Origin of the sequence: Psychrobacillus sp. FSL H8-0483 (assembly GCF_038637725.1) — a bacterium.
In the GTDB taxonomy this organism is placed as follows: domain Bacteria; phylum Bacillota; class Bacilli; order Bacillales_A; family Planococcaceae; genus Psychrobacillus.
Map to the genome: position 1 here is coordinate 3,920,040 of NZ_CP152052.1, position 23,141 is coordinate 3,943,180.

Sequence of the window (23,141 nt, forward strand, 5' to 3'; positions counted from 1 at the left end):
AGACATAAATATAGAAGAGACCTAAATTAGAGCCTCTTCTTTATACCTCTATCTCACCATAGATAAGGCAAAATATATTTTGTTATTACCAAGCTGCTATTGCTCCATCCGTACGAGATTCAGTACCTCCTTGGAGAACTCCCGTTTCAGAGTTTCTCCAAATAATCTGTCCACGTCCAAAACTACCACCATCCGTTGTTACTTGAATGGTATGCCCTCTCCTCACTAAACTTTGTACGAGATAGTTCGGGAACTCTGGTTCTACATGAACTATTTTTCCTTTCAACCATTGCCAGCGCGGCATGTCTAGTGTCGCTTGAGGATTTAATATGAAATCTACTGTATTTGTAACTACTTGGAAATGACCTTGTGGTTGCATATATCCACCCATTACCCCAAACGGTCCTACCGCTTTTCCATCCTTGGATAAGAAGCCCGGAATAATGGTATGGTACGTTCTTTTACCCGGCTTTAACACATTCGGATGGGATTCATCTAAAGAAAAGTCATGGCCTCTATTCTGTAATGCTATACCTGTATCGGGAATGACAATACCAGAACCGAACCCCATATAATTACTTTGGATATAAGATATCATATTTCCTTCTTCATCCGCTGCTGCTAAATATACTGTGCCACCTTTAGGAAAATCATAGGCTTCAGGATTACTAGCCTCATCTTTAATAGTGATCGATCTTTTCTTAGCATATTCTTCAGATAATAAATACTCTACACTGATAGGCATTTCTTCTGGCTCCGTAATAAATGCTTGGCCGTCCGTAAATGCTGCTTTCATCGCCTCGATTTGGTGATGCAGGGTATCCGCATTTTGCCACTTAGGCTTTTCAAGATTCTTATACACATTAAGTGCCATTAGTGCCAACATCCCTTGACCATTAGGAGGGATTTCCCATACATCATAGCCTCGATAATCTACAGAAATCGGCTCAACCCATTGAGGCTTGTAGGACAACAAATCACTTTTTGTCAAGTATCCACCGTATTTTTTCATAAACGTATCTATTTGATCCGCTATTTTCCCTTCATAAAAGTCTCTTGCATTTGATTCTCCAATTGCTCGAAGCGTTCTGGCATGACCTGGGGAATTCCACATCTCGCCAACTTCTGGTACTTTTCCATTCGGAGCAAAAGTTTCAAACCAGGACGTAAATTCTTCCGATGTAAAAGAAGTTTTGAACTTATGGAAAGCCAACTTCCAATACTTTCCTAGTATAGGTGTTAACGGATATCCTTCTTCTGCATAGCGAATAGCTGGAAGGAGTACCTCTTTAAGTGGTAACTTTCCAAATTTCTCTGACAATGCAGCCCACGCTGCTGGTACCCCGGGTACTGTAACTGGAATAACCCCGTGCATAGGCATTTTCTCATACCCTTTTGTCCTAAGTTCTTCTGCTGAAATAGACTGAGGTGCTGGACCCGATGCATTTAACCCGTGAATCTTATCTTTTGTCCAAATTAATGCAAACGCATCTCCCCCTATCCCATTCGAAGTAGGTTCTACAACTGTAAGTGCTGCTGCTGTTGCGATTGCTGCATCGATCGCATTTCCACCATTTCTTAAAATTTCTAATCCAGCTTGCGCTGCAAGTGGTTGTGATGTTGCAACCATCCCTTTCTTGGCAAAAACGGTATGCCTTTTAGCTGGAAATGGGTGATATAAATAATCCATGTTGACCCCCCTTTTATTTTTAACCCTAGCATTCTATATTTTTGTCGTGTATAACTAGTTAACTTTTAATTATATTAAAAATATAGAATATTCATATAAATGTAAAGGGAACAGCATAAATTAGCTTCAATAACCAAGACAAACTTCTAAAATTCGCCATAATAAAAGCACCTTCGATTAACGGAAGGTGCTTTGTCAATTTTCTTTTAGCCCAGCAGTTTTACGATTTCTCTATTAAAGGCTGGGAGGTCATCCGGTGTACGGCTTGTTACAAGCTGATTTTGGCAAACGAATACTGCTTCATCATGAAAATTTGCTCCTGCATTTTCTAGGTCTACTTGAATGGACTTATAACCAGTTGCATCTCGACCTTTTAATGTCTTAGCTGTAATCAGTAATTGGGGTCCATGACAGATTGCAAAAACCGGTTTCTTTGCATCCATAAATGATTTAGCAAATTGAACAAATCGATCATCTGCACGTAAAATGTCCGGTGAAAATCCTCCAGGTATAAATAATGCGTCAAAATCTTCTGGCTTTACATCATCTATTCCATAGTCTACCTTCAAATTAGCTTCCCCATGTTTACCTGTCACTTCTTTTCCTGCTTCTTTTTCAATAATAAAAACTTCATGTCCAGCATCGTTTAATGCTTGTGCAGGGCTTGTGTATTCCACGTCCTCAAACATATTTGTGATTAATGTTGCTACTTTAGCCATTTACTCACTCCTTATCTGTTTGTTCTTTCATACTATTCCACTTATCGAAGTAGAATAAACATAAAAAATAGTGCAGAAACTTTGTTCAAATAGGCTCTGTTAAATTATGCTGTTGTTTTTTAGAAGAATAAATTTTGTGACGAAAATCCGCGAGACTCCTGCGGAAATGGGACTGCAAAGACCCCCAATCGGGCTTATAGGAACAAATCCTAAGTTCGCCACATCCATGTGGCAACGGATTCGTGACCAACATCCTGTTGCCACGAGGAGGCTTGGCAGTTCGGCCGCGGAAAGCGAGAGGATTTTCGTCCATAACAGCATGATCATTTAACAGACCCTCCAAATAAAAAAATCCGGCAATATGCCGGATTTACGTATTATTTATTTTGCTAAGCCCATTTCAGCATTTACTACTTCTACAATACGATTTACGTAGGTTTCACAGTCTTCTGCAGACGCTGCTTCTACCATTACTCGTACAAGAGGTTCTGTGCCAGAAGGACGCACAAGTATGCGACCATTGCCAGCCATTTCGGATTCTACTTCATTTATAATAGCTGCTACTTTTTCATTTTCAGTAACTGCATGCTTATCAGTCACACGTACGTTTACAAGTTTTTGAGGATAAATCGTCATCTCTGATGCCAGCTCTGAAAGTTTTTTCCCTGTTACTTTCATGATATTCACGAGTTGTAAACCAGTCAATAAACCGTCGCCTGTTGTATTGTAGTCTAAGAATACGATATGTCCGGACTGTTCCCCACCTAGGTTATAGCCATTCTTTTTCATTTCTTCTACCACGTAACGATCTCCTACTGCCGTTTTCACACTTGTCATGTCATGTGCTTCTAATGCTTTATAAAAGCCCATATTACTCATGACAGTGGACACTACTGTATTTTTATTTAAACGACCTTTCGTATTTAAATATTTTGCACATATATACATAATTTGGTCGCCGTCTACAATTTGGCCTTTTTCATCAACTGCAATTAGGCGATCACCATCTCCGTCAAAAGCAAGACCTATATCTGCTCCCTTTTCTAAAACGAATTTCGCTAAGCCTTCTGGGTGTGTAGAACCAACGCCTTCATTAATATTCAAGCCATTTGGAGATGAACCCATTGTTGACAAATCAGCATCTAAGTCAGCGAATACATGTGTTCCAAGGGAAGAAGTTGATCCATTTGCACAATCCAATGCAACATGAATTCCTATGAACTCTTCGTCAATTGTTTGCTTCAAATATTGAATGTATTTCTGTCCGCCTTCAAAGTAATCAGACACCGACCCTACACCTTCACCAGTAGGACGTGGAAGCTCATCCACATCAGCATCAATTAATTGCTCTATTTCTAACTCTTGCTCATCTGAAAGCTTAAATCCATCAGCACCGAAAAATTTAATTCCGTTATCTGCTACTGGATTATGAGAAGCTGAGATCATTACTCCTGCATCTGCACTCATCACTCTTGTTAAATAAGCAACACCAGGTGTACTAATAACACCTAAACGCATTACTTCTACTCCAACTGATAAAAGACCTGCAACAAGTGCTCCTTCTAGCATATGGCCCGATACGCGTGTATCACGGCCTATTAATACTTTTGCGCGTTCTTTAGCTTCTCTTGTTAAAATATACCCGCCAATACGACCTAATTTAAACGCAAGCTCTGGTGTTAACTCTGAGTTTGCTACTCCTCTAACGCCATCTGTCCCAAAATATTTTCCCATTTAATCTTCTCTCCTTAACTACCTGTTATCCTGTGTATTAAGCTTCTTTTATCGTTAGTTTTGCCTCTGTTTCAGATGTTACCCATTCTACACCAGCTGGGCCATCAATTTGAATAGGGAGAGCTACTTCTCCAACTTCTGAATTTTGAGCATCTACGTATACTGAAAAATTGTCAGACTGGACATTTTCTAAAGCTTCGGGTGTCCCTTTTGCTACAACAGAGACAACTCCATCTACAGGCGTATTAAAATTACTTTGTAACTGCTCCGGCAGACCCCTTACAGCTATTGTCACTTGCTCAAATGATTTCTCTGTCACACCAGAAGTTACATCTTTTTCTTCTTCTTCTTGTTGTTCAGGTGGAGAAGGAGCCGGTATGACATCTCCTATAATTTTAATCTTATCTAACGATAATTTCGTTACCCCTTCAGGAACTGCTAACTTCATATCAAAACTACCCGCATCTTCTATTTTACTTACATCTACTTCTACGTTTAACTGCTCTATTTTATCTAACACTGGGCGTGGTCCATACAATCGTACCGTCTCCACATTAGTTGATAAACCATTAATCGTCACACCTTCTTTAGGTGTACCCTGTTTTAAGAGGACTACCGGAACGTCTTTGCTATATTCTTCAACCTTCACTTTTACTTGGACAGTTTTCGGTTCGACCGATACATCTAATTTATTTAAATCAGCATCAAGAACTCGAACGTTTGCATCTTGTTCAAAGGACTTACTGATCCCTTGATCTCCCACAATCGTAGCTTTTACATAGTCTATGCTTTCAATGACACTCTTTGCTCCTGTAATCGTTACTTTTTTAGGTTCAACGTCATAGGATTTTACCACGTAATTCTCTGCTAATAAGCCCTCATTCATATCTATCTCTACATTAAACTCTTCCGAAATACGTTCTTCTATGACTACATCTACATAGAGCGGATCCGTACGTACCTTTAGCTTTTCAGAAAAATTCTCATTGGATACAGCAACACGATGTTTCCCAATAGATAACTCCCTAAGATCTAAAAACACTTTATAGTCTTTCATCACCTTTGAAGACAAGACAAGTGGTGAAGGTCCTTCTATATTTACATTTACAGTCTCGGGTACACCTGTTACGACTAAATTATCATCATCATAATATACTTCCACTGGCACATCACGAAGAACATCTACTGTTGTGCCACTTACATTCATGTTATCTTTTTCCATTTCGGATTGTACAGAAACAAACAGCAATATGGCTAAAGTAAGTGCAATTATTCGCAAAAACCATGGATTATCCATCATTTTATCCATTTTGTTTCCCCCTCCACAACCATTTAGAAGAAGTTACTTGTTCCTCCGTCGGTCCAAACCAAAGACGTTTTAAGTGAACCTTAAATTCTTCCATGGATAAATTTCGATGGAGGTCGCCATTAGATGTTAAGCTGACTGCTCCGGTTTCTTCCGATACGACAATTGTAATAGCGTCTGTCACTTCGCTTAAACCTATTGCAGCCCTATGTCTTGTCCCTAGCTCCTTGGAGATAAAGGGACTTTCAGATAATGGTAAATAACATCCTGCCGAAGTAATATTATTTTTTTGAACAATTACTGCACCATCATGTAGTGGTGTATTTGGAATAAAAATGTTAATCATTAATTCCGAAGTAAGATGTGCATTTAACTGTATACCTGTTTCAATATATTCTGTTAAGCCCGTTTCTCTTTCAATAGAGATTAATGCTCCAATTCTGCGTTTCGCCATATAACTAACCGATTTAGTCATGGCCTCTATTAAACGGCTTTGCTCTTCTTCTACTTGCATCGAGCTTCTCGAGAATAGTTTACCTCTACCTATTTGTTCAAGTGCTCTTCTAATTTCAGGTTGGAAAATAATAATGATTGCTAAAAATCCAAAATTAATAACTTGCTCTAACATCCAACCAAGCGTATTTAAGCCTAAAAAGTCAGTCACAACACGAGCAATGACAATGACAAAAATCCCTTTTAATAATTGAACAGCTTTTGTTCCTTTAATAAGGGTTATAATTTTATAAATAACAAACCAGACAAATAGAACATCCAAAATGTTTACAATAACGTTTACTGGCATTAAGTCTGTAAATTGCTCCATAAACGACATGTGGCATCCCCCACTTTTCATCACGAATCCATATACAGTAAGTATAACACAGTTACGGAATTCTCTACCTTTTGGGACGAAAAAAGTCTATCCAAAGTTCCGGATAGACTTCTTCTTATTTCGATTCTTCCTTATCGAAAAATGACATGACCTCTTTAGCGCCATCTTTTATCTGAAACCAAAGCCAGTCAAATACTTTGTTAATCTCTTCCGTTTTTCCCGTAATAACAGCTGTAGAAGCCATATACTTTGATCCGTTAATAATCGTTAAATTTCCATCTAATTCTCCGTCAATCCGAACATTTCCATTTTTCACAACAAGATCACCTTTTACAACTTGTCCTTCGGGAACAATAACTGTTTCACCCTCGACGATGACGTTTGCTTGCTTGGTAAAAGAAAATTGCTGCTCATCATTAAAATTGGTAAAAAGCGCACTACTCATAAACAAGAAGAATAATGCTGCTGCAGTAAGAACTGGATGATGACGCAACCATCTGCTAACACCGGCGTGGGACTTTTCTTTCGGAAGTCTCGCCATTACTGAATGAGTGAAGGCATTTGGTGCCTCTATATGAGCTGCTCCTTTGATAAAAGCAACTACATCGCTTAGCTCATGCATATGTTTCTGACAATCCACGCATGATTGCAAATGAGATTTAAGTTCCAGCTCATGTTCACGGCTAATTTCGCCATCTAAATATTCATGCATAAAGTGAACAATTCGTTCTGGACACGCATTCATCGTGATTCCCTCCTATTAAAAATTCGGTTGTTTGCTTAATTGTTTTCTAAGCGCTTCTCGACCTCTATGAATTCTTGTTTTTACTGTTCCAAGTGGTAATTCTAATATCTCACTTATTTCTTGTAAAGATAATTCCTCCATATATTTCAGTACGATGGCTGATCTATATTTATCGGGAAGTCGACTTATCTCATATTGAATTCGATCCTGCAATTCGAGCTTCATCAGTTCTTCTTCAGGAAGTTCTTCTGCAGCAGCTATTTGTGAGTACATGTCTAGACCCTCAGTACCCTTTACCTCTGCGTCTAAATAAAGATCAGGCTTTTTTTTACGAATACGGTCGATGCATAAATTCGTAGCGATTCTGTACAGCCAAGTTGAGAATTTTCTTTTCTGATCAAACGTGTGTATGTTTATAAAGGCTCGCACAAATGCTTCCTGCGATATATCTTCTGCCTCATGACGATTTCCTAGCATGCGATAACACACTTGAAATAGTCTATGTTGATACAGGTCGACAATCTCCGCGAATGCGTCTTTATCGCCTTTTAACACTTGTTTTATTCGTTTGTTCACTAACGCATCCATCGTGATTTCCCCTCCGCTCCATGCGGCTGTCTTTACCTATACGGATAAAGGCTTCAACAGGTTTCATTTTTTATGTATTCATTATTTCAATTTTATCAAAAATTTGGAACTCTGTGTTGATAATAAAAAAAAGAAAAAGCAGACAAGTGTCTGCTTTATAGATTAAAAACAAAATTTATATTCAAAAGTAAGTGTTTAAACTAAACTCTCCCCAAACAAAGAGCCCATAAGCGCAACTGCAACATCTGCTGTTTTATTTTTTTCATCTAATATTGGGTTTACTTCTACAAATTCAGCAGATGTAATGAGATTGGACGAGTACAGCATTTCCATTGCTAAATGACTTTCGCGATAGCTGATGCCTCCTGGGACAGGAGTGCCGACACCTGGTGTATAAAGTGGGTCTATTCCATCTAAGTCTAAAGACAGATGTACACCATCTACTTCGCGCTCTTGGAAATACGCAATCGTTTGGTTCATCACTTCTGTCATCCCAAGCTTATCGATTTCATGCATGGAAAAGACTTTGATGCCTTTTTCTTTAATTAATTCTCGCTCTCCTGGATCCACAGAACGCGCACCAATGATTACGATATTTTCTGGTTTAACTTTTGGAGAATATTTACGAATGTTGACTAAATCTTCATGACCTAATCCGATACTTATTGCAAGCGGCATCCCATGTATATTTCCTGATGGAGAAGTTTCCGCAGTATTTAAATCCGCATGTGCATCATACCAAATAACACCAAGATTTTTGTAGCGATCCGCAAGACCAGCAAGTGTCCCGATAGCAATACTATGATCGCCACCAAGTACTAGTGGGAATTGCCCTTCTACTAAAACTTCGTGCACTTTATTTGCTAGTGCAGCATTTCCCTCAATAACTTCTTCTAAGTTACGTAAATGGGTATTAGGAGATTGTTCTTTTCTAGTATGACTTATCGGAATATCGCCTTCATCTTTCACAGAATGACCAAGATCTTTTAGACGTTCGACTACCCCTGCATAACGAATCGCACTTGGCCCCATATCAACCCCACGTCTATTTTGTCCAAGGTCCATTGGTACTCCTATAATAGATAGATTTAACTTTTTCATTATTATTACCCCTTTCAGTTCATACATCTATTGTAATTCCCAATAGGTAGTTGGCTCAACCTCACAATATTATGAGTATTTATTCATTAATTGAACAAGTTGACCTTTTACTTCGGACCATTCGCTATCTACAACGGAATAAACGACCGCATTTCTCATGGTACCATTAGATCGTATTCGTTCATTGCGTAGTATCCCTTCTTTTATACCACCTATTCGTTCTATTGCTCGCTGTGAAGCTATATTTTGCTCATCTGTTTTAAATTGAACACGAAACATTTCTAATGTCTCAAAACAATATTTCAAAAGCAAGTATTTGCATACCGTATTCACATGCGTGCGCTGAAATTTTTTAGCGTAAAAAGTGGAGCCTATTTCACAAGCATGATTGGTGTGATCTATGCCGTAAATACGGGTAGTACCCATTATTTCTTTTGTGTTTGTGTCTTCCACCACAAATGCAAAAGCAGTTTTATCGATTCTCATTTGTTTAATACCAACTTGCAGCCATTTCTCAAGTTGCTCTAGATTTTCAATTTTATTCAACATAAATTCAAAAATTTCGGGTTCATAAAGTTCCCATAGAAACGGAAAATCCATTTGTGTTAATGGTCGAAGGGTTACGTCCCCATAGATAATTGTTTCTCCCAAAACTCAACACCTCGCATTTTTTATTTCATCATAACGATAAGTAGGTAATATTGAAAAGAATTTTTTTTTTGGAGAAACAAGGAATATTCCGTTAAAAGGCAAGAAAAAACCCTTTCCAAGTACTTTGGAAAGGGTTACTTTAATATAAAATTATGGAGCCTAGCGGGATCGAACCGCTGACCTCCTGCGTGCAAGGCAGGCGCTCTCCCAGCTGAGCTAAGGCCCCTAAATCATAAAAGCTTTGTAAGGTCATGGCTGGGGTACCTGGATTCGAACCAGGGCATGACGGAATCAAAATCCGTTGCCTTACCGCTTGGCTATACCCCAATAAACTGGTGGAGGGGGACGGATTCGAACCGCCGAACCCTAAGGAGCGGATTTACAGTCCGCCGCGTTTAGCCACTTCGCTACCCCTCCAAAGCTAAGTATATAAATAATATGGTGGAGGATGACGGGCTCGAACCGCCGACCCTCTGCTTGTAAGGCAGATGCTCTCCCAGCTGAGCTAATCCTCCTGGGTTTTAGAAATTGTCCAATAAGAAAAACCGGACAATAATGATAATAACATACTTTTCACTTAAGGACAAGTACTTTTTTTAAGAAAGCTTCCAACCGGATTTGAACCGGTGACCTCTTCCTTACCATGGAAGCACTCTACCTACTGAGCTATGGAAGCAAAAAAAAATGGCTCCGAAGGTAGGACTCGAACCTACGACCAATCGATTAACAGTCGATTGCTCTACCACTGAGCTACTTCGGAACGTATTATCTAATTAAAGTACAAATATAATTATAGCAAGTCTACTATAAATTTCAAGCAATTTTTTTATTTTTTTCCTAATTTATAATGTGAAATTAATTGAAGTGAAAAAGAAGGATAAACTGGTCGGTCGAAGGGATGACTATGAACTATTTTTTGAATAAAACCACTTGAAATAAGTATCCTTAAGGAAATATTTTTAAAAAGAGAGTAGCTTTTCTTACCGTAACTGGATGAACGAGACTATATCCTGAGTTGAATCGAGACCAAATGACGCATAACCAAGACCTATCCAACCAAATAAAAAAACATCAATAAAGAAGTTACCTATTTCCCAGTAATGACCTCTTGGTGCCCAGCGTAGTCCAACTCTTGAAGGGGGAAACTCCCAATTAACACCGGTACAAAGCTAACCTACCGCGTTCAGGCTGCGAAAGTAAATGGACGGCAGATTTCTTCATCGTATGTAGTCATTCGGTTCTAACGTAGTCTATAAGCTCCGAGCCTCTCTGCTTGCTTCTTCGAACTCTTTGCCCCTCCTACGCTTTTTTATAAATAAAATAGATGTTTCCTTCGGTCTTCTTTTTCGAACACAAAAGAAGTCGTTACCGATTTCTCGGTAACGACTTCTTAGTGCCCAGCGACGTCCTACTCTTGCAGGGGGAAACCCCCAACTACCATCGGCGCTGAAGAGCTTAACTTCCGTGTTCGGTATGGGAACGGGTGTGACCTCTTCGCCATCATCACTAGACCTTGAGTTGTTCACTCAAAACTGGATAAAAGACATTGAATTCTTCAAATTCTATTTTGGTTAAGTCCTCGATCGATTAGTATTCGTCAGCTGCACGTGTCGCCACGCTTCCACCCCGAACCTATCTACCTCATCGTCTTTGAGGGATCTTACTTACTTGCGTAATGGGAAATCTCATCTTGAGGGGGGCTTCGTGCTTAGATGCTTTCAGCACTTATCCCGTCCACACATAGCTACCCAGCGATGCTCTTGGCAGAACAACTGGTACACCAGCGGTGTGTCCATCCCGGTCCTCTCGTACTAAGGACAGCTCCTCTCAAATTTCCTACGCCCACGACGGATAGGGACCGAACTGTCTCACGACGTTCTGAACCCAGCTCGCGTACCGCTTTAATGGGCGAACAGCCCAACCCTTGGGACCGACTACAGCCCCAGGATGCGATGAGCCGACATCGAGGTGCCAAACCTCCCCGTCGATGTGGACTCTTGGGGGAGATAAGCCTGTTATCCCCGGGGTAGCTTTTATCCGTTGAGCGATGGCCCTTCCATGCGGAACCACCGGATCACTAAGCCCGTCTTTCGACCCTGCTCGACTTGTAGGTCTCGCAGTCAAGCTCCCTTCTGCCTTTACACTCTTCGAATGATTTCCAACCATTCTGAGGGAACCTTTGGGCGCCTCCGTTACACTTTAGGAGGCGACCGCCCCAGTCAAACTACCCGCCTGACACTGTCTCCTACCCGGGTTACGGGTATGGGTTAGAATTTCAATACAACCAGGGCAGTATCCCACCGACGCCTCCTCCGAAGCTGGCGCTCCGGGCTCTAAGGCTCCTGCCTATCCTGTACAAGTTGCACCAAAATTCAATATCAAGCTATAGTAAAGCTCCACGGGGTCTTTCCGTCCTGTCGCGGGTAACCTGCATCTTCACAGGTACTATAATTTCACCGAGTCTCTCGTTGAGACAGTGCCCAGATCGTTACGCCTTTCGTGCGGGTCGGAACTTACCCGACAAGGAATTTCGCTACCTTAGGACCGTTATAGTTACGGCCGCCGTTTACTGGGGCTTCAATTCGCACCTTCGCTTGCGCTAAGCACTCCTCTTAACCTTCCAGCACCGGGCAGGCGTCAGCCCCTATACTTCACCTTACGGTTTTGCAGAGACCTGTGTTTTTGCTAAACAGTCGCCTGGGCCTATTCACTGCGGCTCTTCTAGGCTATTCACCCAAAAGAGCACCCCTTCTCCCGAAGTTACGGGGTCATTTTGCCGAGTTCCTTAACGAGAGTTCTCTCGCTCACCTTAGGATTCTCTCCTCGACTACCTGTGTCGGTTTGCGGTACGGGCACCTATCACCTCGCTAGAGGCTTTTCTTGGCAGTGTGAAATCAGGAACTTCGGACTAAGTCCTCGCCATCACAGCTCAATGTTATAGAATGCGGATTTTCCTACATTCACACCTTACTGCTTGGACGTGCATAACCAACAGCACGCTTACCCTATCCTTCTGCGTCCCCCCATTACTCAAACGGTGGTTTGGTGGTACAGGAATATCAACCTGTTGTCCATCGTCTACGCCTATCGGCCTCGACTTAGGTCCCGACTAACCCTGAGCGGACGAGCCTTCCTCAGGAAACCTTAGTCATACGGTGGACGGGATTCTCACCCGTCTTTCGCTACTCATACCGGCATTCTCACTTCTAAGCGCTCCACCAGTCCTTCCGGTCTGACTTCAACGCCCTTAGAACGCTCTCCTACCACTGATACCAAAGGTATCAATCCACAGCTTCGGTGATTTGTTTAGCCCCGATACATTTTCGGCGCAGCGTCACTCGACCAGTGAGCTATTACGCACTCTTTAAATGATGGCTGCTTCTAAGCCAACATCCTGGTTGTCTAAGCAACGCCACATCCTTTTCCACTTAACAAATACTTTGGGACCTTAGCTGGTGGTCTGGGCTGTTTCCCTCTTGACTACGGATCTTATCACTCGCAGTCTGACTCCCAAACATAAATCATTGGCATTCGGAGTTTGTCTGAATTCGGTAACCCGGGATGGGCCCCTAGTCCAAACAGTGCTCTACCTCCAAGATTCTTAACGTTTGAGGCTAGCCCTAAAGCTATTTCGGAGAGAACCAGCTATCTCCAGGTTCGATTGGAATTTCTCCGCTACCCACACCTCATCCCCGCACTTTTCAACGTGCGTGGGTTCGGACCTCCAGTAAGTGTTACCTTACCTTCATCCTGGACATGGGTAGATCACCTGGTTTCGGGTCTACGACCACATACTCATTCGCCCTATTCAGACTCGCTTTCGCTGCGGCTCCGTCTTCTCAACTTAACCTTGCATGTAATCGTAACTCGCCGGTTCATTCTACAAAAGGCACGCTATCACCCATTAACGGGCTCTAACTACTTGTAGGCACACGGTTTCAGGATCTATTTCACTCCCCTTCCGGGGTGCTTTTCACCTTTCCCTCACGGTACTGGTTCACTATCGGTCACTAGGTAGTATTTAGCCTTGGGAGATGGTCCTCCCAGATTCCGACGGAATTTCACGTGTTCCGCCGTACTCAGGATACACTCAAGAGAGAATGAACTTTTGACTACGGGGCTTTTACCCTATCCTGCGGACCTTTCCAGATCGCTTCGTCTAGCTCATTCCTTTGTAACTCTATGTAGAGTGTCCTACAACCCCAAGAGGCAAGCCTCTTGGTTTGGGCTATTCCCGTTTCGCTCGCCGCTACTCAGGGAATCGATTTTTCTTTCTCTTCCTCCAGGTACTTAGATGTTTCAGTTCCCTGGGTGTGCCACAGATACGCTATGTATTCACGTAAATGTACTGCTCCATTACGAACAGTGGGTTTCCCCATTCGGAAATCTCCGGATCAAAGCTCACTTACAGCTCCCCGAAGCATATCGGTGTTAGTGCCGTCCTTCTTCGGCTCCTAGTGCCAAGGCATTCACCGTGCGCCCTTATTAACTTAACCTAATATGGCTTCCAATTACTTGGAGTCCATTCAAAATTAGTAGTTAAAAGTACTACACAACATATAATCACCGAAGTGATTATAAATTGAATTTCTTGAATTTGTTTCTTTCAATGTCGTTTTATCCAGTTTTCAAAGAACAAGTTTTCAAATGCTCATAAAAATGAACATTCAAAACTGAACTGCAAAACGTTAAGATACAGATAAAAATCTGTATTCCGTAATATATCCTTAGAAAGGAGGTGATCCAGCCGCACCTTCCGATACGGCTACCTTGTTACGACTTCACCCCAATCATCTGTCCCACCTTCGGCGGCTGGCTCCCGTAAGGGTTACCCCACCGACTTCGGGTGTTACAAACTCTCGTGGTGTGACGGGCGGTGTGTACAAGGCCCGGGAACGTATTCACCGTGGCATGCTGATCCACGATTACTAGCGATTCCGGCTTCATGTAGGCGAGTTGCAGCCTACAATCCGAACTGAGAACGGTTTTATGGGATTAGCTCACCCTCGCGGGGTTGCGACCCTCTGTACCGTCCATTGTAGCACGTGTGTAGCCCAGGTCATAAGGGGCATGATGATTTGACGTCATCCCCACCTTCCTCCGGTTTATCACCGGCAGTCACCTTAGAGTGCCCAACTGAATGCTGGCAACTAAGATCAAGGGTTGCGCTCGTTGCGGGACTTAACCCAACATCTCACGACACGAGCTGACGACAACCATGCACCACCTGTCACCGCTGTCCCCGAAGGGAAAGATCTATCTCTAGAACGGTCAGCGGGATGTCAAGACCTGGTAAGGTTCTTCGCGTTGCTTCGAATTAAACCACATGCTCCACCGCTTGTGCGGGCCCCCGTCAATTCCTTTGAGTTTCAGTCTTGCGACCGTACTCCCCAGGCGGAGTGCTTAATGCGTTAGCTGCAGCACTAAGGGGCGGAAACCCCCTAACACTTAGCACTCATCGTTTACGGCGTGGACTACCAGGGTATCTAATCCTGTTTGCTCCCCACGCTTTCGCGCCTCAGCGTCAGTTACAGACCAGAAAGCCGCCTTCGCCACTGGTGTTCCTCCAAATCTCTACGCATTTCACCGCTACACTTGGAATTCCGCTTTCCTCTTCTGTACTCAAGTCCCCCAGTTTCCAATGACCTTCCACGGTTGAGCCGTGGGATTTCACATCAGACTTAAAGGACCGCCTGCGCGCGCTTTACGCCCAATAATTCCGGACAACGCTTGCCACCTACGTATTACCGCGGCTGCTGGCACGTAGTTAGCCGTGGCTTTCTAATAAGGTACCGTCAAGGTACGAGCAGTTACTCTCGTACTTGTTCTTCCCTTACAACAGAGTTTTACGATCCGAAAACCTTCTTCACTCACGCGGCATTGCTCCATCAGACTTTCGTCCATTGTGGAAGATTCCCTACTGCTGCCTCCCGTAGGAGTCTGGGCCGTGTCTCAGTCCCAGTGTGGCCGATCACCCTCTCAGGTCGGCTACGCATCGTCGCCTTGGTAGGCCGTTACCCTACCAACTAGCTAATGCGCCGCGGGCCCATCCTGTAGTGACAGCCGAAACCGTCTTTTAACATTTCCACATGTGAGGAAATGGATTATTTGGTATTAGCCCCGGTTTCCCGGAGTTATCCCAATCTACAGGGCAGGTTGCCCACGTGTTACTCACCCGTCCGCCGCTAAATCAGAAGAAGCAAGCTTCTTCGTCATTCGCTCGACTTGCATGTATTAGGCATGCCGCCAGCGTTCGTCCTGAGCCAGGATCAAACTCTCCATAATAGAGAACTTAAAAAGCTCATTTATTTTGCTGGCATCATCATTAAATGATGTCAAAATTGTTTTGCTATCAAGCTAACCGAAGTTAGTCTTTCAAGCTATATGTCTTAACGTTTTGCATGTTCAGTTTTCAATGTTCATGTTGTTGATGTTGCCGCTTTGTTTTGGCGACCTTTGTATCTTAACATCGTTTTAACATGAATGTCAACACTAAATCATAAAATTAATTAAAACGATTGGAAAAGGTGTGTGTTCAGTTGAAGAAAAAGTTGTTATTAGTAGGGCCATTAATGCTTATATTTGTTCTTCTTTTGTTTATCATTCCAAGTAATTACTCTTCTATACTTCCTGTTTTTCAAGTTACAGAAAAACCAAGTGTTATTTCAAAAGGGACATATGGGAACACAGTTACGATTGATTTGACCTTTGGTAAAGAAGAAATAGAGACACTCTTAAACAGTTTAGAAGCCCCATATCCACAATTTTTCATGAGTATTGAATGGATTGAACGATCTGAAACCATTTTAGAACTTATGAAAGAAAAGCATATGCCGATTGGACTTTTAGGCCAAGAAGGTTCTAACTATATAGAGAATCCTGATTTATTCAAAAAAGAGATCGAGCGATTTGAGCGTGCTATTGGGGAAAAGCCACTTTGGTTTCGAACAAAAGATTATGAATTTCCAATGGAGCTCCAACAGAGTGCTTGGCAAGAGGAAGTGAATTTACTTGGCTCAAGTAAGTATTGGGGAAAAGGGAACCTAGTATTAGAAAAAGGAGATATTCTCTCCGTTCCAATGCATCAAGAGGAAAAAGTAGAAATAAACCAACTCACAAAATTTCTGAAATCACAACCATTTATTACGATTGAACAAAATTTATTTGCACTAAATATGAAAAAGAAGTCATATCCTGAATAAGAAAAAACTGCTCCGACATTTAGTCAGGGCAGTTTTCTTTTATTTTGTTTTTACAGCTGCTGCTTCTCTTCTTGCTTTTCTGCGAGCTTCTAGCTTTGAACGGTCTTCATCCGATTTTGCATTATATTTTGGCAAAGCTAATAATTGGAATGCATTTACTGCAAGAATCGGGAATAGTAATAATGTTACCCAACTATCTACATTGTCAGCTCTTACCATAAGTACAGGTAACCATTCAAGTGTCGAAACAACAATCATAAAGAATAAAGCAGATATAAGAGCATGTTTTTTTGTCATATTGGCTTTTACTATCGCAACCACTACTGAGGTGATGATTAAAACTGCAAGTAAAATTACGTATAGCCATATTTGCTCTGTTGTTTCCGCATTGGGTCTAAATCGAAACATGATTAAATCAAAAATCACGAATGCAATAATTAGTAACTGAACCCAATTCCATAGGGTGAGGGTTCTAAATATATTAACACCCATTTGATGAATGGTTAAATAAGCAAAGTAACCCATTTGTGCAATTACACTTACTGTAAAGCCCATTACTACCATAAACGCAAGAGCAGCAAAAAACTCACTCCATTGTCCTGCTTCATAATATTTCGCGAAGGCGTCATCCCAACGTATAAATAAACCTAAAACACCTGTTATTAAGCCACCAATTAGCATGGCATTCATAAAGAATTTAAACCAATTTCGTATAGTCACGCAAGATTTCCTCCATCTTCTCTATTTCCTCTTTAAATTGTAACAACGATTTCACCAAAAATCTATTTCTTCGTAGATGCTATACATATTTCTGTAACAGATGTGAACAATAATTGAAAGGATGGTGATATAAATGAAATATTTCGCCCTTATTTTATTGAGTCTTGGGCTTCTTGCTGGTTGTAGCGGCTCTCCTTCTACTCCTCCTTCCTATGAGGAGAATAAAAAAATGATGATTGACGCTTTGCAATCAGAGGATGGAAAAAAGGCAATCCAAAAGCTCTTAGAAGATCCCAAATTTAAAGAGTTGTTAGTCATTGATAGCGAGCAAGTGAAGAAATCTGTTGAGAAAACAATGTTGTCCAAAGAAGCAGAAGATTTTTGGAAGGAAATTTACCAAGACCCTAAATTTACAGAGACAATGGCAAAAAGTATGATGAAACAACAAGAAGAGTTAATGAAATCTTTAATGAAGGACCCAACTTACTTAAAAGATTTAGAAGGCTTTTTTGGTTCGGCCGATATGAAAAAGGAATTAGAAAAAATTCTTAAATCCACCGATATGCGAAAAGAAATGGAAAAAGTGGTAGAAGAAACAATTAAAAGCCCTTTATTGCAAACAAAGTGGCAGAAATTGATTGAAGAAGCCGGGTCACAAAGCGGAGGTGGATCTTCTTCTGGTGGTCAGGAAAAACAAGGTGATTCAGCAAAATAAGGCCGCTCCATTTCTGGAAACGGCCTTTTTCTTATGCTTTTTCAATAACTTTCTGAGCAATTTCTAAATAAATTTTTCCTGTTTCATGCGTCTCTGCGTATACAGAAGGTGCAAAGTCAATATCATTCCAATCTGGTTGACCTAATGGAAGTTGTCCAATTAATTCTGTGCGCAGTTCGTCTGCAAGTTTTGGTCCGCCACCTTTACCGAAGACGAATTCTCGTTCTCCTGTAGACTTAGCCTCATACCACGACATATTTTCTATAACCCCAAGAATTTCATGGTCTGTTTGTAGAGCCATAGCCCCTGCTCTAGCAGCAACGAAAGCCGCTGTCGGATGTGGTGTTGTTACAACAATTTCTTTAGATGCCGGTAACATTTGGTGAATATCTAATGCAACATCTCCTGTACCGGGAGGAAGATCTAATAGTAAAAAGTCTAATTCGCCCCATTCTACATCTTTAAAGAATTGGTCTAATACCTTTCCAAGCATTGGCCCGCGCCACACTACTGGTGTATTGTTTTCCACAAAGAATCCCATGGAAATAATCTTTACCCCTTTACGTTCTACAGGAATAATTCGGTCTTCTTTAATTTGTGGTGTATCTTTAACCCCCATCATATCAGGTACGCTAAAGCCATAAATGTCAGCATCCACTAACCCTACTTTTTTACCTAAGCGGGCAAGAGCTACTGCTAAGTTTACAGACACTGTTGATTTACCAACTCCACCTTTACCAGATGCGATAGAGATTATTTTCACTTTGCTATTTGGAGAAAGAATACTTTCATTGTCACTTTCTTTTGCTTGACCTCGGAATTGTTCCAATACCTCTTTTGAAAGTTCTTCAAAACGAATACCAACTGTAGCGGCTCCAGCATTTTTTAACAATTCCACTACTTTTCCTTGCAATTGCATTTGTTCCGCAGAGTTAATCTTAGCGATGGCTAATTTCACACTAACATGATTTTTTTCTTCTTTTATCGATACTTCTGAAATTCCGTTTGTTTCTTCTAGAGTTCTATGTAAAAATGGATCATTTAATTCCCCAAGTAACGTACGAACTTGTTGCTCATTAATCATTTGTAGACACTCCCTTTTTAGATAACTATTTGCATTATAGTATACCATACACGAGTGTCTACAATCCTAATCATTGGCTCAGTACATATTATCTTCTACGAAACGGCGTACACCTTCTGCAATTGCATCAACCATTTGATTTTGGTATTTGTCTGATTTTAGCAGTTCTCTTTCTTCATTATTACTTAAGAACCCTGTTTCTACTAGTACTGCCGGTGCCTTTGCCTTTTTCAGAATATAGACCTGTTTAATCGATAGCGCTTCTCTTTCCGTGTTTCCTATATTTTTTCGGATGGAACCTTGAATGGATTTAGCTAATAGCTCTCCTCCCTCATGTCCTTGTGCGTGATAAAATACTTGCGCACCTCTCCATCTCTCTTCAGGAACGGCATTTACATGTAAACTTAAAACAATATCTGCTTCCGAGTTATTCATAATTTCTTCACGAAGAAGCAAGTCCGCACGCTTCCTAGCACGTGTAGTTGGGAAATCTTCATCAGGAGTGTGCTCGGATAACGCATCTCCTTCTTTAGTGCGAGTCATCACAACTGTTGCTCCTTGCGCTTTTAGTTGTTTCTGTAATTTGAGAGACATGGCTAGTGTAATATCTCGTTCAACTGTTTCTCCATGGCTTGCACCACCATCAATCCCACCATGTCCTGGATCAATGACAATTTTAACTCCACTTAATGGATCGGGTAGGAAAAAACCAACATCACTTGCTCTAGTTCCGTATACAACTGCTAGTAAGGAAATCAAAAATAATACGCTGATGGTTAACCACTTTTTCAGGTTCATCGCTCCTTTTTCACTCATTATACGTATGAGGGACAAAGAGTATGATTATAATTGTTTCTGTATTTTGGAGCTAAAATAAAAGGATGGAATAGCAAGTAACGTGATAAATCCAATGATAGTAAAGACAAGTACTCCGCTATCCAAGCTGTCTAATAGAACCCCGCCTAAACTTGGCCCAGCTATACTTCCGATAGACTTCACTCCCGATAGAGCAAAATACATTCCTTTTTCGTGATCAGCACACATTCCATCCAGATGGATATCCACCATCGTGAAGACTAATACTTCTCCAGTAGTAAAAATGATCATAGAAATAATTAAGATAAAAATGTGCTCACTCTGCCCAAAGAAAAACAAACCTACGGATAATAACCCACTGCCAATGATCAAGGAAGTCGTTGTACTTATCATTTCTCCAAGCTTATAAACGAAATATTGAATGACTAATACCGTAATTGCATTTGTTGTGATGAGCCACGCAAAATATTGAATCGCCAGCTCGTGATGAAATGTTTTTCCTAAGTACTGACTAAATGTAGAATCAAATTGACTGTAACCAAAGCTAATGAAGATTAGTGCTAACACAAATATTCCAAATGCATAATCTTTCTTGAATACATGGAACGATTGAAAGATGGAATACTTATTTGGATTCGGAGCTACTTGTTTTATTGGATATTTTTTAAAAATAATTGCAAAGATAAAGATATTAATAAAGAAAATAAACCCAACTGCAAAAAATAGCTTCTCCATCCCGAATTGTTGGAAGTACACAGATGTAAGTGGAGCAATTGCAGCCGAAATGTTAATTAAAAAATATCGGATGTTGAATATTAATCGTCTGTTTTCTGGTTCCGTGTAAAGACTTAAGAGCACCCTATATGTAGGCTCAACAATTGCTTGACTGGCCCCAAGTATCGCAGCGAACACTATAAACCCAGCATACTGATCAATAAAAGGGAAATACACATAACATCCCAAATAACCAATTAATCCAGTAATAATCACTTTATTCTTTGGAAACTTATCAATAAATGGCCCCACAAAGAAACTCATTATTAAATTGGATAACGCTAGCGTCGAAATAATCGTTCCTATTTGAACACCTGAGTAATGAAATTCATTTAGTAAAAACAGCGTCAAGTATGGTAACACCAAAAAAGTTCCAAATCGTGCAATAAAAATACTAACTAAAATCGTAGAAGTCACGACATTAAATTTACTTTTCATATAGTACCTCGTTTCCCCGCAAAATTCCTTATATAGTCATAGAAGAATCAAAACTTCCTCATTTTTTTGCATTTCATAAATATTTAATTAATATACACCTCTCCCAAACCGGACACAATCCTTTTTTAACCAATATTACTCACTCTACTCATCTGGCAGTTTCCTATCACTCACTCTTTCTGCGCACAAAAAAAGCACTCCTCGAGAAGTCTCGAGAAGTGCTTTGAACTGATAATATAAAATTAACGTTTTGAGAACTGAGGTGCACGACGAGCGCCTTTAAGTCCTGGTTTTTTACGTTCTTTCATACGTGGGTCACGTGTTAAGAATCCTGCAGATTTTAAAGCTGGACGGAAATCAGGGTCTACTGTAAGTAGTGCACGTGCAATACCGTGACGGATTGCTCCTGCTTGACCTGTGAATCCACCACCGTTAACGTTTACGTGTACATCGTAGCTACCTAATGTTTGAGTAGTTACTAATGGTTGTTTAATAATTTCACGTAAAGTTTCGTATGGTACGTAATCTTCTACGTCACGTTTGTTGATAACGATATTTCCTTCGCCTGGTACTAAACGTACGCGTGCTACTGAACTTTTACGGCGACCAGTGCCGATATATTGAACTTGTGCCAAGTGTATGTCCTCCTCTTAATAATAATTATCCGCGAAGCTCGTATGCTTCTGGTTTTTGTGCTGCATGTGGATGCTCTGCTCCAGCGTAAACGTTAAGTTTAGTAAACATTTGACGTCCTAAAGAGTTTTTAGGAAGCATTCCTTTGATTGCTAATTCAAGCATTTTAGTTGGGTACTTAGTACGCATTTCTAAAGCTGTACGTTGTTTAAGTCCACCAGCAAATTGAGTGTGACGGTAGTAAATTTTGTCATTTAACTTGTTCCCAGTTAAATGAATTTTTTCAGCGTTGATGATGATAACGTGATCACCTGTGTCAACGTTTGGTGTAAATGTTGGTTTGTTTTTTCCACGTAAAATAGCTGCTACTTCAGAAGCAAGGCGACCAAGAGTTTGGCCTTCTGCGTCTACTACTAACCATTTACGTTCTACTTCGTGACCTTTAGCCATGAATGTTGTACGCATGTATTTTGTCCTCCTAATTCAATCATAATCGATCTAAAATTTTCTATATCCTCATACCAATAAGTTTCGGGGCTTATATTGTGGGGTTAATGAAAATACCATACATCATCATAACCCGGATATACGATATAGTCAAGCATTTTTCCAAAAACACCTGGTGAAGTTGCTTCATTGTAAATACTCTACTTTTTCTAAGTATAAACCGTGTGCTGGCGCGGTTTTACCAGCATATTTACGGTTGCAAGATTGCAAGATTTTGGGCAAGTCGCTCACATTTTTTTTCTGGATTCCAACTTCCCATAAAGTACCTGCAATAATTCGAACCATGTTATATAAAAATCCATTCCCGCTAATCACCATATGAAGCTGATTGGACTCTTTTTTCACTTCAAAAGTTATCGAATGAACCGTTCTCACAAAATCTTTTACATTCGTTTTAGCCGCACAAAAACTCGAAAAATCATGTGTGCCAATTAAATGCGCAGAAGCTTCTTGCATTAATTCTATATCCGGTTTATACCGATCGACATGCACACTATAATGACGTTCAAACGGGCTATGCACTTCATTTAAAGACCAAATATACCGATATGTCTTGCCAGTGGCGTTATACCTCGCATGAAAGTCATCCTGTACTTGTTCTATCGATAAAATGCGAATATCTTTTGGTAACTGAACATTTAATGCTGTTTGCCAGCGATCCATCGCCAGCGTAAGTGGGCTATCAAAATGGATTACTTGTCCTGTTGCATGCACACCTGCGTCAGTTCTTCCACTCGCCACAACCTTTACAATGGTGCCTTTATGAATAGTCTGCAACACGCGTTCTATCTCCAATTGAACGGTTCGTTTTTCTGGCTGCACTTGATAACCAGAAAACTGACTACCATCATAACTGATACTCGCTCGTAGCCGCACACTCACACCT

Annotated in this window: 18 protein-coding genes, 6 tRNA genes and 3 rRNA genes; 2 read left to right on the forward strand and 25 right to left on the reverse strand. The window is 40.9% G+C overall.

All coding sequences use genetic code 11. From position 1 onward, the window contains the following. Nucleotides 1–85: 85 nt before the first annotated feature. The 18 genes from MHB48_RS19195 to MHB48_RS19280 all read right to left on the reverse strand — a co-directional run bounded on the left by MHB48_RS19195 (nt 86) and on the right by MHB48_RS19280 (nt 15,651). Entirely contained in the window at nt 86–1,690 is a 1,605-nt protein-coding gene (locus MHB48_RS19195) for a gamma-glutamyltransferase family protein (protein ID WP_342599444.1), read from the reverse strand. A 206-nt stretch (nt 1,691–1,896) separates the two neighbouring features. After that, nucleotides 1,897–2,409 (reverse strand): type 1 glutamine amidotransferase domain-containing protein, encoded by a 513-nt coding sequence (locus tag MHB48_RS19200; RefSeq protein WP_342599445.1) that lies wholly within the window; start codon nt 2,407–2,409, stop codon nt 1,897–1,899. 381 nt (nt 2,410–2,790) lie between these two features. Then, nucleotides 2,791–4,143 (reverse strand): phosphoglucosamine mutase, encoded by a 1,353-nt coding sequence (gene glmM, locus MHB48_RS19205; RefSeq protein WP_342599446.1) that lies wholly within the window; start codon nt 4,141–4,143, stop codon nt 2,791–2,793. A gap of 37 nt (nt 4,144–4,180) precedes the next feature. Then, entirely contained in the window at nt 4,181–5,452 is a 1,272-nt protein-coding gene (locus MHB48_RS19210) for a CdaR family protein (protein WP_342599447.1), read from the reverse strand. Next, nucleotides 5,445–6,281, reverse strand: coding sequence for a diadenylate cyclase CdaA (gene cdaA / locus MHB48_RS19215; protein ID WP_342599448.1), 837 nt, complete (start codon nt 6,279–6,281; stop codon nt 5,445–5,447). Before cdaA ends, MHB48_RS19210 begins: the two co-directional genes overlap by 8 nt. A gap of 115 nt (nt 6,282–6,396) precedes the next feature. Then, nucleotides 6,397–7,026, reverse strand: a complete 630-nt coding sequence (locus tag MHB48_RS19220) for a zf-HC2 domain-containing protein (RefSeq protein WP_340924535.1) — start codon at nt 7,024–7,026, stop codon at nt 6,397–6,399. A gap of 15 nt (nt 7,027–7,041) precedes the next feature. After that, a complete protein-coding gene (sigW, locus tag MHB48_RS19225; RefSeq protein ID WP_340924537.1) occupies nt 7,042–7,614 on the reverse strand; it encodes an RNA polymerase sigma factor SigW in 573 nt (190 codons plus the stop codon). Nucleotides 7,615–7,809: 195 nt separating this feature from the next. Then, nucleotides 7,810–8,715, reverse strand: a complete 906-nt coding sequence (gene rocF / locus MHB48_RS19230) for an arginase (RefSeq protein ID WP_342599449.1) — start codon at nt 8,713–8,715, stop codon at nt 7,810–7,812. A 69-nt stretch (nt 8,716–8,784) separates the two neighbouring features. Next, nucleotides 8,785–9,366, reverse strand: a complete 582-nt coding sequence (locus tag MHB48_RS19235) for a GNAT family protein (RefSeq protein WP_342599450.1) — start codon at nt 9,364–9,366, stop codon at nt 8,785–8,787. 153 nt (nt 9,367–9,519) lie between these two features. Then, nucleotides 9,520–9,592 (reverse strand) — tRNA-Ala (locus tag MHB48_RS19240). A gap of 26 nt (nt 9,593–9,618) precedes the next feature. Further along, nucleotides 9,619–9,693, reverse strand: a tRNA-Gln gene (locus MHB48_RS19245). Nucleotides 9,694–9,699: 6 nt separating this feature from the next. Continuing rightward, nucleotides 9,700–9,783, reverse strand: a tRNA-Tyr gene (locus MHB48_RS19250). Nucleotides 9,784–9,805: 22 nt separating this feature from the next. After that, nucleotides 9,806–9,881, reverse strand: a tRNA-Val gene (locus MHB48_RS19255). 88 nt (nt 9,882–9,969) lie between these two features. Beyond that, nucleotides 9,970–10,042: transfer RNA gene (locus MHB48_RS19260), tRNA-Thr, on the reverse strand. A 9-nt stretch (nt 10,043–10,051) separates the two neighbouring features. Beyond that, nucleotides 10,052–10,126 (reverse strand) — tRNA-Asn (locus MHB48_RS19265). Nucleotides 10,127–10,761: 635 nt separating this feature from the next. Beyond that, nucleotides 10,762–10,877, reverse strand: a 5S ribosomal RNA gene (gene rrf / locus MHB48_RS19270). Nucleotides 10,878–10,933: 56 nt separating this feature from the next. After that, a 23S ribosomal RNA gene (locus MHB48_RS19275) occupies nt 10,934–13,862 on the reverse strand. 235 nt (nt 13,863–14,097) lie between these two features. Next, nucleotides 14,098–15,651 (reverse strand): 16S ribosomal RNA (locus MHB48_RS19280). The 16S, 23S and 5S rRNA genes sit together here, the layout of an rRNA operon. Nucleotides 15,652–15,905: 254 nt before the next feature. On the opposite strand from MHB48_RS19280, the gene MHB48_RS19285 reads away from it, so the two are divergent. Next, on the forward strand, nt 15,906–16,568 hold the full coding sequence (locus MHB48_RS19285; protein WP_342599451.1) for a hypothetical protein: 663 nt from the start codon (nt 15,906–15,908) through the stop codon (nt 16,566–16,568). A 39-nt stretch (nt 16,569–16,607) separates the two neighbouring features. Here the strand turns inward: MHB48_RS19285 and MHB48_RS19290 are convergent, their stop codons facing one another. Further along, the gene (locus MHB48_RS19290; RefSeq protein WP_342599452.1) at nt 16,608–17,288 is read right to left on the reverse strand and encodes a KinB-signaling pathway activation protein; all 681 of its coding nucleotides are present in this window, start codon (nt 17,286–17,288) and stop codon (nt 16,608–16,610) included. Nucleotides 17,289–17,421: 133 nt separating this feature from the next. On the opposite strand from MHB48_RS19290, the gene gerD reads away from it, so the two are divergent. Continuing rightward, complete coding sequence (gene gerD / locus MHB48_RS19295; protein ID WP_342599453.1) at nt 17,422–18,003, forward strand: spore germination lipoprotein GerD; 582 nt, start codon at nt 17,422–17,424, stop codon at nt 18,001–18,003. Between the two features lie 31 nt (nt 18,004–18,034). On the opposite strand, the gene MHB48_RS19300 is transcribed toward gerD, so the two are convergent. The 6 genes from MHB48_RS19300 to truA all read right to left on the reverse strand — a co-directional run bounded on the left by MHB48_RS19300 (nt 18,035) and on the right by truA (nt 23,137). Continuing rightward, the gene (locus MHB48_RS19300; RefSeq protein WP_342599454.1) at nt 18,035–19,087 is read right to left on the reverse strand and encodes a P-loop NTPase; all 1,053 of its coding nucleotides are present in this window, start codon (nt 19,085–19,087) and stop codon (nt 18,035–18,037) included. Nucleotides 19,088–19,165: 78 nt separating this feature from the next. Continuing rightward, nucleotides 19,166–19,879: an N-acetylmuramoyl-L-alanine amidase gene (locus MHB48_RS19305; RefSeq protein WP_340925354.1), complete on the reverse strand. Its 714-nt coding sequence runs from the start codon at nt 19,877–19,879 to the stop codon at nt 19,166–19,168. Between the two features lie 51 nt (nt 19,880–19,930). Continuing rightward, nucleotides 19,931–21,115, reverse strand: a complete 1,185-nt coding sequence (locus MHB48_RS19310; protein ID WP_342599455.1) for an MFS transporter — start codon at nt 21,113–21,115, stop codon at nt 19,931–19,933. A 242-nt stretch (nt 21,116–21,357) separates the two neighbouring features. Next, nucleotides 21,358–21,750 (reverse strand): 30S ribosomal protein S9, encoded by a 393-nt coding sequence (gene rpsI, locus MHB48_RS19315; RefSeq protein ID WP_093537835.1) that lies wholly within the window; start codon nt 21,748–21,750, stop codon nt 21,358–21,360. 25 nt (nt 21,751–21,775) lie between these two features. Next, nucleotides 21,776–22,213 carry a 50S ribosomal protein L13 gene (rplM, locus tag MHB48_RS19320; protein ID WP_340924556.1) on the reverse strand — a complete coding sequence of 146 codons (438 nt, stop codon included), beginning with the start codon at nt 22,211–22,213 and terminating at the stop codon, nt 21,776–21,778. A gap of 168 nt (nt 22,214–22,381) precedes the next feature. Continuing rightward, complete coding sequence (gene truA / locus MHB48_RS19325; protein ID WP_342599456.1) at nt 22,382–23,137, reverse strand: tRNA pseudouridine(38-40) synthase TruA; 756 nt, start codon at nt 23,135–23,137, stop codon at nt 22,382–22,384. Nucleotides 23,138–23,141: the final 4 nt, after the last annotated feature.